At 41.1% G+C, this 10,791-nt stretch carries 9 protein-coding genes and 1 pseudogene; 6 read left to right on the forward strand and 4 right to left on the reverse strand.

All coding sequences use genetic code 11. The features are described 5' to 3' along the window. Positions 1 to 12 precede the first annotated feature (12 nt). The 4 genes from HCZ91_RS11155 to HCZ91_RS11170 all read left to right on the forward strand — a co-directional run bounded on the left by HCZ91_RS11155 (position 13) and on the right by HCZ91_RS11170 (position 4,860). Positions 13 to 1,167 (forward strand): acyl-CoA dehydrogenase family protein, encoded by a 1,155-nt coding sequence (locus HCZ91_RS11155; RefSeq protein WP_179799447.1) that lies wholly within the window; start codon positions 13 to 15, stop codon positions 1,165 to 1,167. Positions 1,168 to 1,328: 161 nt separating this feature from the next. Continuing rightward, entirely contained in the window at positions 1,329 to 2,561 is a 1,233-nt protein-coding gene (locus HCZ91_RS11160; RefSeq protein WP_179799448.1) for an MFS transporter, read from the forward strand. A 226-nt stretch (positions 2,562 to 2,787) separates the two neighbouring features. Beyond that, positions 2,788 to 3,633: an IclR family transcriptional regulator gene (locus HCZ91_RS11165; protein ID WP_101204500.1), complete on the forward strand. Its 846-nt coding sequence runs from the start codon at positions 2,788 to 2,790 to the stop codon at positions 3,631 to 3,633. A gap of 132 nt (positions 3,634 to 3,765) precedes the next feature. Next, the gene (locus tag HCZ91_RS11170) at positions 3,766 to 4,860 is read left to right on the forward strand and encodes an NADH:flavin oxidoreductase/NADH oxidase (RefSeq protein ID WP_179799449.1); all 1,095 of its coding nucleotides are present in this window, start codon (positions 3,766 to 3,768) and stop codon (positions 4,858 to 4,860) included. A 255-nt stretch (positions 4,861 to 5,115) separates the two neighbouring features. On the opposite strand, the gene HCZ91_RS11175 is transcribed toward HCZ91_RS11170, so the two are convergent. Further along, positions 5,116 to 6,423 (reverse strand): HEPN domain-containing protein, encoded by a 1,308-nt coding sequence (locus HCZ91_RS11175; protein WP_179799450.1) that lies wholly within the window; start codon positions 6,421 to 6,423, stop codon positions 5,116 to 5,118. 121 nt (positions 6,424 to 6,544) lie between these two features. Beyond that, positions 6,545 to 7,012, reverse strand: a complete 468-nt coding sequence (locus HCZ91_RS11180) for an OsmC family protein (protein WP_179799451.1) — start codon at positions 7,010 to 7,012, stop codon at positions 6,545 to 6,547. A 234-nt stretch (positions 7,013 to 7,246) separates the two neighbouring features. On the opposite strand from HCZ91_RS11180, the pseudogene HCZ91_RS11185 reads away from it, so the two are divergent. Both HCZ91_RS11185 and HCZ91_RS11190 read left to right on the forward strand, forming a co-directional pair. Then, positions 7,247 to 7,432, forward strand: a pseudogene (locus tag HCZ91_RS11185) (C4-dicarboxylate ABC transporter substrate-binding protein); the annotation flags it as partial. A gap of 538 nt (positions 7,433 to 7,970) precedes the next feature. After that, positions 7,971 to 8,270 (forward strand): hypothetical protein, encoded by a 300-nt coding sequence (locus HCZ91_RS11190; protein ID WP_057759939.1) that lies wholly within the window; start codon positions 7,971 to 7,973, stop codon positions 8,268 to 8,270. A 47-nt stretch (positions 8,271 to 8,317) separates the two neighbouring features. Here the strand turns inward: HCZ91_RS11190 and HCZ91_RS11195 are convergent, their stop codons facing one another. Continuing rightward, positions 8,318 to 8,965: a glutathione S-transferase gene (locus HCZ91_RS11195; protein WP_179799452.1), complete on the reverse strand. Its 648-nt coding sequence runs from the start codon at positions 8,963 to 8,965 to the stop codon at positions 8,318 to 8,320. Between the two features lie 92 nt (positions 8,966 to 9,057). Then, positions 9,058 to 10,551, reverse strand: a complete 1,494-nt coding sequence (locus tag HCZ91_RS11200) for a phosphatase PAP2/dual specificity phosphatase family protein (RefSeq protein ID WP_179799453.1) — start codon at positions 10,549 to 10,551, stop codon at positions 9,058 to 9,060. Between the last annotated feature and the right edge of the window lie 240 nt (positions 10,552 to 10,791).

Here is a 10,791-nt window from a genome sequence, read left to right on the forward strand (position 1 = left end):
AGGAAGATTCATATGATTAGAGATAAAGAGACCCTCGACCACATCACCCAAACCATTCGTAACTTCGTTAACGATCAACTTGTCCCTATGGAACATTGGGTTGCAGAAAATGATCGCCTTCCAGAAGAGATCATTGAGCAAATGCGAGAATTAGGGCTTTTTGGACTGACCATACCCGAAGAGTACGGCGGACTTGGTGTCACTATGGAAGAAGAGGTCACGCTGGCATTTGAGTTAGGACGTACCTCCCCTGCGTTTCGCTCATTAATAGGGACAAATAATGGTATTGGCTCATCTGGCCTAGTGATTGATGGCACTGAAGCACAAAAGCAGAAGTATCTACCTCGGTTGGCCAGTGGTGAAATCATCGGTTCGTTCTGTTTGACCGAGCCGGAGTCAGGATCAGATGCCGCCTCATTGAAAACAACGGCTATTAAGGATGGTGATACTTATATCATCAATGGCACCAAACGTTATATCACCAACGCCCCGCAGGCTGGTGTATTCACTGTCATGGCACGTACTGATCCACAGAACAAACGCTCTGGCGGTATTTCAGCATTTATCGTTGAAAGCGACACGCCTGGTATTACTTTGGGCAAAATTGACAAAAAAATGGGGCAAAAAGGCGCGCATACCTGTGATGTGATCTTTGATAATTGCGTCGTACCAGCGGATGCGCTTATTGGCGGTGTTGAGGGGGTTGGCTTTAAAACGGCTATGAAAGTTCTTGATAAAGGGCGCTTGCATATTGCAGCCGCCAGTACTGGCGCCGCCAATCGCATGCTAAATGATGCGCTCAACTATGCGGTCGAGCGTAAGCAATTTGGGCAGCCTATTGCCAGTTTTCAGCTCATTCAAGGCATGCTCGCTGACTCAAAAGCAGAAATCTATGCTGCCAAATCCATGGTGTTAGACGCTGCACGTCTGCGTGACGAAGGCAAAGATGTCGTGACTGAATCCTCATGCGCCAAAATGTTTGCCACTGAGATGTGTGGCCGTGTTGCTGATAGAGCGGTACAAATTCATGGCGGTGCCGGTTATATCGCAGACTACGGTATTGAGCGTTTTTATCGTGATGTACGTCTATATCGTTTGTATGAAGGTACCACACAAATTCAGCAAGTCATCATTGCCCGCAATATGATTAAAGAAGCCAGCGAGTAATCCCTACTACTTTTTCATCCACCAAAATGCACGGCGGTATTTGCTAGGATGCTGATACCGTTCCCCTCTATTTTTACCACTACGCATCAAATTAGTTTTTCATTCTCACAACGTTAAGGATATAAATTGTGAAAAGTGTCGCTATAACTGCAGATCCAAGTATGAGCTCCACCCAAAAACAACCTTGGAAACTGGCTTTTGTTTTTTGTTTTTTGGTTTTATTATGTGATGGAGCCGATGTCGGTATCCTTGCATTTACTCTTTCTAGTTTAAAACTAGAGTTTGGATTGACTAATGTACAAGCTGGCGCTTTGGGTAGCTGGTCGTTAATTGGCATGGGAATTGGTGGTTTTTTCGGTGGTTGGGCCTGTGATCGCTTTGGACGGGTGCGTGTTATGGTGACTGCTACAGCCCTGTTTGCATTATTGTCTGGCTGTGTTGGATTTGCTCAAACTTACGAGCAGTTCATAATTCTACGAGTAGGCGCTTGCATAGGTCTTGGCAGCTTATATGTTGCTGCTAATACTTTAATGTCAGAAATGGTACCTACCCAGCATCGAACCACTGTGCTCGCAACAATAATGACAGGTTACACTTTAGGGTCTCTAGTTATCAGCAGTCTTTCAGCTTGGATCATTCCTGATTACGGTTGGCGTATGATTTATTTCATATCATTTATACCAATTATTTTATCAGTCTTAATGCATTTTACATTATCTGAACCACAGTCTTGGAAAGAGTCTCGTGCCCTAAAACTCAAAGGTTTGAATAGTACTATTGAAAAGCGTAAAAACTCTTATAGAGCTATATTTGAAAGTCCTAGACATCGCATAATGTTTATTTTGTGGACTATGAGCTCAACTCTTTTACTCTTTGGTTATTTTGGTGTCAGTAACTGGCTACCTACTTACTTAGAAACCGAATTAGGTATCAATTTTAAAGAAATGGCTATCTACATGGCAGGTACCTATTTGACTATGATGTTTGCAAAAGTAATAGCAGGTCTACTGGCTGATAAGATTGGACGTAAAATAGTATTTGCCTTTGGTACGATGGGCACAGCCCTATTTATTCCAGTATTAATCTATATGCACACTCCAGAAAATATTGGTTGGTTAATGATTGCTTTCGGTTTCTTATATGGTATCCCCTATGCCATTAACGCCACCTATCTAACCGAAAGTTTCCCTACAGCTATTCGAGGTACCGCAATGGGTGGATCATATAATATTGGACGTATAGGATCAGCTCTTGCCCCTCTTACGATCGGTTATATGGCCATGCATAACTCTATTGGCGCAGGTTTATTACTTATGGCAGGTGCATACTTCTTATGTGGTCTTATCCCTACTTTATTCATTAAAGAAAAGCAGTACGATCCACAAGAAGCCTAACCATACCTCTTATAACGACTATTGCTACCGTTCATACTGCATAGCGAAACAATATATCTTCGTTATGCTATGCTGAGAATGTGAATGTGAAAGTAAATTGATATAATATAATTAAAGAGACAGTAGGTAACTGTGAGCTGATATTAGCTCACAGAATGCTATGAATAATAAAGTTTTGTGATTTTATAACGCTTGTATGAATTTGATTGGGGATAATAGACGACATATGACTAATGATACCCTTACCGATGAAGACGCTAACAACGAGATGCATATTGAACTGTTAGAACCCATTGCAGAGATGAGAGATAAAAATGACCGACAGTTTGTCACAGCGTTGGCTCGAGGGTTAGAGCTGCTGCGTTGTTTTACCCCGCAGCGACCTTATCTAGGCAACCAAGACCTAAGTCAACTGACAGGCCTTCCTAAAGGCACCATTACTCGTCTGACCTATACGTTGGTCAAATTGGGATATTTAAAACAATCGACCAATAGTAGTAAGTACCAGCTTTCGACAGGGGTACTAAGCTTTGGTTATACCATGATGACTAATATCTCTATCAATAACCTTGCGACTCCTTATATGGAAGAGCTCGCAGACTATGCCAATAGCGCCGTTGCCATGGCTACTCGTGATCGACTGATGATGGTGTATCTCAACGTTGTGCAAGGCCAAGGGACCACGACCATGCAACGCAATGTCGGCTCTTATTTGCCTATTCATTTAAGTTCGATGGGGAGAGCCTGTTTGGCGAGTATGCCACCTGCTGAGCAAGAGTTTATCCTTAATGCCATTCGTAGTAAGTATAAAGATGATTGGCTAAAGATTAGACGAGGATTAGATAAAGCCTTTCAAGACTATGAAGACTATGGTTATTGTTTTTCAATTAGTGAATGGCAAAAGGATGTCAACGCGGTAGCCATTGCGCTGATGCACCCGACAGAAGGCTTGCTCACTTTTAACTGCGGCGCACCAAGTTTTATCCTTAGTCGTACCAAACTAGAAGAAGACATCGCCCCTCGCCTGCTGCATATGAAAAACATGATTGAGAGTAATCTATATATCAGCTAGCCTCACTTAAATGTAACCTATAAAAACAACCATTCATCCCCATCATGCATTCAAGCGCTAATCGTATAAGTCATTTATATTGTTTTTGTATTTTATTTTCCATGCCTTTAGGCACGTTTTTAAGGATTTACCATGAGCCAGCTTTTTTCGCCTTTGCAACTTGGGCAACTCACATTAGATAACCGTATTATCATTGCTCCTATGTGCCAGTACTCTGCCAATGACGGCGCGGCAAGCGATTGGCATACGATTCATTTGGGCCAAATGAGTTTGAGCGGCGCAGGACTACTTATTTTAGAAGCAACAGCGGTCAATCCACAAGGACGTATCAGCTATGCTGATTTAGGTTTATGGGATGACAGGACGCAAGCGGCACTGGATAAAACGCTAACAGCAATCAGACAGTACAGTCCTATGCCAATAGGCGTACAACTTGCCCATGCTGGGCGTAAAGCGTCAACCGAAAAGCCATGGGACGGCGGCGGTTCGATTGCCCCTGATCAGTTAAATGGCTGGCAAACGATCGCACCGTCGGCGCTTGCCTATGACGAAAACTTTACTGTACCCACAGCAATGGAGCAAAATGACATTGATGCGCTAGTAAGTGATTTTGTGAATGCGGCAAAACGTGCAGATGCGTTGGGCCTTGATTTGATTGAACTTCATGGGGCGCACGGTTATCTATTACATCAGTTTTTATCGCCACTTTCTAATAACCGTGATGATCAATACGGCGGCAACCTTGAGAACAGAATGCGCTTGTTACTTGAGGTGTTTACAGCGGTTCGGACTGAGTTTTCAAACAATAAGCCAGTGGGTGTGCGTGTGTCTGCAACCGATTGGGTTGAAGGCGGCTGGGACCTCAACCAAACGATTGAGCTGGCTAAAGCATTGGAGGTATTAGGCTGTGATTATATCCATGTGAGCACCGCAGGACTTAGCCCAGACCAACAGATCCCTGTAGAGCCTAACTTCCAAGTGCCTTTCGCAACCGCCATAAAAGAAGCCGTAGATATACCCGTCATCGCAGTGGGCTTAATAACTGAAGCCGAGCAAGCGGAAGGCATTATTGTTGAACAGCAAGCGGACGCGGTCGCATTGGCACGAGGCATACTTTATGACCCGCACTGGCCTTGGCACGCTGCTGCCGAGCTTGGTGCAACCGTCAAAGCGCCCAAACAATATCTGCGCTCAAGTCCGCATGGTAGGCCCTCTCCGATAGAGTAACTGTGTAGGCAATACTGGCTCAATTGGTTGTGACCGATTGAGCTTTGATGTTATGAATAGGGTCGTTAGCGAGTACTTTTCAGCGTAGAAGTGGTTAAAACGCGAGGTTATGCTGTTTTGTAAGATTAAAAGAAAAGTAAAGATTCATACTATTTAAGTATTGACGGTTGGCTTAGTGCCAAAAGTAGGCTGTGGTAACGCCTTGCTAGGAGGAAAAATAATGATTGGCTAAAATTACAAGTCGATGGCCAACAGTTATTTTTCTTTATTGAGCAACTTGTTAGACTCTGTAAGTATTGACGGCATACTGGATAATGCCAAAAATGCAAGTTGCTCTATATCTAAAGCAGGCTCAGAGTTGAAGTGCTTGTAATATCGCATATAATCAGGCCACTCTTCAATAAACCGACTTCCTCCATGTACCAGCTCATTTCGCAAGTCGAATAGCCACGTAATTTTTTCTTTCCAACCATTATTTTGTGGGAGTTCTGATACACCATTCACAATAGATTTCTCAACAGATCCTCTGTTCCCATAAAGCGCATCAAGAGCTACAAAATATTGAATATATGACTCGATATCTTTTGAATTCATACCTTTGTTAATAAAATGTGCGCATTTATTAATTCGATCTCTCTGTCCTTTTGGTAACCTAGCTTCCAGCTCATACCATGCTTTAATTTTATTTATGTCCTCAGCGTTTAATACCTTTTCCTCTAAATAGTATGGTAAGAGTTTACCTATTTCAGAGGTTGTAAACATATTAATATTTGAGTCTTTATGCGGAATTTGCATTGAATGCGAGTAAGCTCTTGCCATTACTTTATGAAGTCTATTTTTAGTGGATACAGCGTAAATGACAGAAAATAACTTTCTGAGTTTTAATGATGATGAAAACCTACTACCACTTAGTGTGCCTCTTGACTCAGTTATAAATAAATACTCATAGCTTAAGCGACTAAATTGAGTTGTCTCTCTATCTTTATAATTGCCAGTTTCAGGGTTTATATCATTGGTTACATATCCAATATCAGATAGTCTACTCCAATAACTTTTATCAGATTTATGTATGACATGGATTCTTTCTGACTCAATGAAAAATGTGTCTCCCGATATTCTTGGTGCGGTGTATATAACACACCAATCTGTAATAGAGGATTTGACATTTTTTATTATTTTTTCTAATAAGTACTTTGCAAAGTATTCAGTATTAGAAACTGAACGACATTCAAATAGTGTTTTCTTTCTGCCAAAACAGACATCGTCACTATTAAAAACATGCTTATCCACACATATTTCACGTAAAGTACTTCGTACGCTAGTTTGAATAGATTTATGATCACAGTCAGAAAATGAAGGATATTCAGTGATAATCATAAAAGATATATTTTCTACAAGTTTATAGGCTGCTTCTGTATACCACCACTCAATACCAAACCCACCAAAACTAAATGGATCGGTTCTCCCTGCGGAAAACTGTTCCATACCAAGCTTTTTATCTTCAGGTTCATTTAGGAGAATGTTCTTGGTAAGGGCAATAACTTGACCAATTAATTTTTTCATTACGCGAATACCATTTTGGAATGAGAATAATCTAACGTCTCACTAAGAGGCGAAAAATGGTTGGCTAAAATTAACAAAAAAGGGAAAACCAACTGTTTTTTCGTCCTTATTTGACACTTTATTAAACCACAATCTCCTTAACAACTTCAGTTTTTACCGAGTTCGCGATAAAGCATTGCTCATGCGCTTGATGATGCATTTTTTCAAGCTGCTCCATGGTCGGCTGCTTATCACCCGAAAATGTAACCTGCGGTTTTAATATCACTTTAGTCATTGAGATTTTACCATCGCTGTCTTTTTCCATAGTGCCTACCGCATTGTCTATGTATGAATCAATCACATATTTTCTTTTTGCGGCAATAGATAAAAAGAATAGCATATGACAGCTTGAAAGAGAGGCAACAAAAGCTTCTTCAGGATCTACATTTTCCTCAACAGAATAAGGCACCGGAACAACGTGAGGAGAAGACGAGGCTTGCACGACGACACCCCCATCAAAAACCCATTCGTGCTCTCGGCTATATTTATTATCAATATAGCTTTCTTGGCTGTCTCTCATCCAGTTGATTTTGGCAAAATACTCTGACATTTGAACTCCGTGTTGCAAATAGCCTAAATTTTTAGTGTTTATGCGACACACAGTTTTTGTTACATCACCGCTTATTGGGCTAAAGCGCTATCTGCTCGATGTATCAAGACTACAACCATATTCTTTAGGAACTAAGTTATCTTGGCGCTCATCTGTCTGTTCAGGCCAAGGACCTTTAAGGTCGAAGCAGAGTCTGGCGGTCGCCTCGTGTTCGATGCTGAAAATGCAAAACTCATAGCAGCAGCCAAAGCAAAAGGCGACACTATGATAGACATTCCTAATCCATTAAATGACCCACAGTGGAAAGGCCCATTAGAAGCGGGTACTAAAAAGTACCTAAACGATGTCGCAGCATTGGGTTTAGACCCTCAAGCTGTCTATGAAAAAGCCAAAGAAGCTAGTGCGGCTTATAAGGTTTAAACGACATTACTCATTTATTAATCATTTAGGAGAGTAAATCGTGAAAGCCGCTATGAAATGGGGAGTGCTGTTTGCTTTAGCCAATGATCTTGATGAATACTGAGTTGATAATAGTCTGGTTTATTGAAAAATAATTAAACTTTTTTAATCACTAATGCATCTAATATACCTACATAAAAAGGGGCGACTTATCTTAAGTCGCCCCTTTTTATGTCTCATCACTTTTAGTCGCTTAAACCCTTTCAAGTCCACGCAAAAACTACCATACCTCTCGTATCATAGCTATGACTTCAGATGAAGTTGAGTAAGTATCATCTCTAAAGTGTTGCTAGCCTGCCGACCCTTAGCAAAAAGCTCCTAAGATTGTATTAATGGTTCAGTATCTGCTAGAAAAAGTCACCTTTCTTTAACTTTCATAAAAGTACGTAACGCTATAACTCGCTATTATCGATTTATTCAATCAAGCGACGTTCAATTCAGATATCTTTAACCATTCAATAAACACGCTTACTTATAATCCGCCTAAAAGGACCTTACTATGAAAAACTTCAACATGAAAAAAATCGCGATCAGCTCATTATTGGCCGTATCTACTTGCTTTGCTATGATTGGTCCAGCAAATGCGGCCCAACAAGTTGTCGTGGTCAAAGACAAGCATCAGACAAAACAAGCGGTCGTCGTTAAAGCAAAGCCCAAAGCGAAACAAGTGGTCGTGGTTAAAGCTAAACCTAAGGCCAAGCAAGTTGTCGTAGCGAAAGCAAAACCTAAAGCCAAAAAAGTAATCGTTGTTAAAGACAAACATCCAGCACAAAAGGTAGTCGTTGTGAAATCAAGATAGACCAAACAAGACCGAAACCGTATACAGCTTATATAGAACCCACTATATTAAGAAGGGAACACCACTACCTCATCGTCTTCCTGCCATGGCTGAAACTTAGTCATGGCTTGTACAAATAACGGGTGTTCCAACCAATGTTGTAGCCACAGCTGTAGCTTGGGATAAGGCAATTCATAAAAGACATCACGATCTACATGGGCAAACTGGCGAACAAACGGCATGATACCAATATCAGCAACCGTCACGTTATTACCTAGTAGATAGGTATTCTTAGTCAATAGCGCTTCTAAATCCTGCAGAAAAATCTCACCCTGTTGCCGGTACTCTGTCTGAGTCATTTCAGGGTGACGATCAGCATACTTGTAGCGATCGAGCCACTGCTTAAACTCATTGTCGTTTTTTGCTATTAGTGCATTAGCCTCAGATAAAACCTTTTCATCTAGCAGTCCTTGAGGATCGTTTTTCTCAAGCGCCCACATCATAATCTCTGCACTCTCTTCAATGACTGATCCATCTGAAAGCTGTAACACAGGAACCGTGCCTTTTGGACTAATCGCTAGCATCTGATCTGGCTTATTCTTTAGCGTGATTTCTCGTAACTCTACTGGCAACTCGGCGAATATTAGACCGAGACGAGCGCGCATAGCATAAGGACAGCGACGAAAAGAGTACAAGCGAGGCAACGAGGTGTTCATAGATTCCTCCATAGTTGAATAGGAATTAAGCAATAGGTAAAAAGCAAACGAAGAAAAATTAGCAGACGCAAACCTACTGACATCGATAGTTATTAAGGCGCTGTTGAATAGGTGACAGACTTATAATTGGCCATAGTTTCTACCAACGACTGTGGCAAATAGGCATTTTTCAGGTGCGCGTTCGGATAATGCTGCTCAATCCACGACTGATAGTTGTAGACAGTTAGCGTACCACAATATAGCAAATATAAAACCTGCACGCCGATGCTACGTGATAACCCCATCACGCAATGGAAATTGATAAGCGTGATAAAGCTACCCTCTACTTTATCTTTATTATTGGTGACAAATGCCTGTGTCTCAGCTGATCGTATCAACGCATCAATTTGTTGAAATAAATCAATATAGTCTTCAAGCAATACGTCATTTAATGGCTGCAAATCCAGTAAAGGCAAATATAAGTAATGAACAGGCATCTTAGTGATATCGTTAGCAACTACTTCAAGATGATAAACATGGCTAGATATCTCAGCAGCTAAATCAACAACGATAACCTGATGGCGAGCTGAGGGCGATGATTGTGCTAGCGAGTGCGACCGCTCTAGTGAATCGTAGCCAAACAACCAATACGTTAAGTGGCTATGCAAATCAGCCTGCCTCAATCGAGGGGAAGCCACAACTTTGACCCTATCATTAATAGCATATGGTGTGAGCAGATGTCTTTGACCTTTTGAAAAAACTTTAAAATACCACTGTCCCAAAAACGACATACCATTATAAATGATAATGATTGGCCCAAACTTCATCCAAGTATATATGGTGAATCTTCCACTATTCGACTTTTGAAACCAGCGTGTATCCTGTATTGATTTAGCCTGTTGATAAGCACAGGCCAACATTGTAAAAATGATCAGCCAATATGCAGCAATGATGATGGCTAAGGTTTCTATAGACTCAAACGCTATCATACTCATATTAGCAAAGCAAAACCCTGCAATCGCTATCAATAAGAATCCTATTACTCCCAGTGTCAGATGCTTGATTACCAATGCATTTCGGATTCGATTTGAGAGTATCAGCACCAACACTGCCAACACTGCCCCGCCGAACATATCTAACAAATGATGTTGATACGTCAACACTGTCGACAGGGCAATCAATGTACATATGCCAGTCAGCAACAATCGATAAGCCGCTGAAATCCATCTCTTTTTAGACGCTACAACATCCCATAAGGATACGCCAAGCAACATGGCATAGCTGACATGCAATGATGGCAACTGATTAAATGGCTTGTCCACCAACTGCAAAAACTGGTAACCAAACTGCGTCCAATCATCAGGAATCGAACGACTAAATGAGAAACGAGCAGGATAAAAATAGAAGATTAAACAGGCAAAGATGGTCGCTAAGATTAGCCGATAGGTCAATAAGGATAATTGCGTAGACGTCCGTACTAAGAAAAAACTAGCCATAAATAAAATCAACGACCAGCTATAAGGAACAATCATAGCGGGAATGAAAGGAATCATACTGTCAAATGGCGTGGCAAGATTATGAATTTTCGATGGGTAGAGTGTGTACAAAGATACACTATAAACAGTCGTCAAATTATAGAGGAGATAAAATATCGATAACGCAAGACCTAGGTGCTTGAATCGATTTAAATTTGATGGAGTTTGCAACACCTAGTACCTCATTTAACTATTGAATAAACATTTCAAAAAAATTTGGCAATATAATCATAGTTAGACCTCTTGCAAAAGTCATAAGCTAAGCTCGAAATTAACAAGACCGGCGAACAGCTTCATTCTAAGATCATAGCG

Origin of the sequence: Psychrobacter sp. BI730 (assembly GCF_013414195.1) — a bacterium.
In the GTDB taxonomy this organism is placed as follows: Bacteria; Pseudomonadota; Gammaproteobacteria; order Pseudomonadales; family Moraxellaceae; genus Psychrobacter.

Bases quoted from the DNA above. Each gene is read 5' to 3' on its own strand.
- HCZ91_RS11175 (WP_179799450.1), bottom strand. From the start codon at position 6,423: ATGAAAAAATTAATTGGTCAAGTTATTGCCCTTACCAAGAACATTCTC.
- HCZ91_RS11190 (WP_057759939.1), top strand. From the start codon at position 7,971: ATGAAAAACTTCAACATGAAAAAAATCGCGATCAGCTCATTATTGGCC.
- HCZ91_RS11180 (WP_179799451.1), bottom strand. From the start codon at position 7,012: ATGTCAGAGTATTTTGCCAAAATCAACTGGATGAGAGACAGCCAAGAA.
- HCZ91_RS11155 (WP_179799447.1), top strand. From the start codon at position 13: ATGATTAGAGATAAAGAGACCCTCGACCACATCACCCAAACCATTCGT.
- HCZ91_RS11160 (WP_179799448.1), top strand. From the start codon at position 1,329: ATGAGCTCCACCCAAAAACAACCTTGGAAACTGGCTTTTGTTTTTTGT.
- HCZ91_RS11170 (WP_179799449.1), top strand. From the start codon at position 3,766: ATGAGCCAGCTTTTTTCGCCTTTGCAACTTGGGCAACTCACATTAGAT.
- HCZ91_RS11165 (WP_101204500.1), top strand. From the start codon at position 2,788: ATGACTAATGATACCCTTACCGATGAAGACGCTAACAACGAGATGCAT.
- HCZ91_RS11195 (WP_179799452.1), bottom strand. From the start codon at position 8,965: ATGAACACCTCGTTGCCTCGCTTGTACTCTTTTCGTCGCTGTCCTTAT.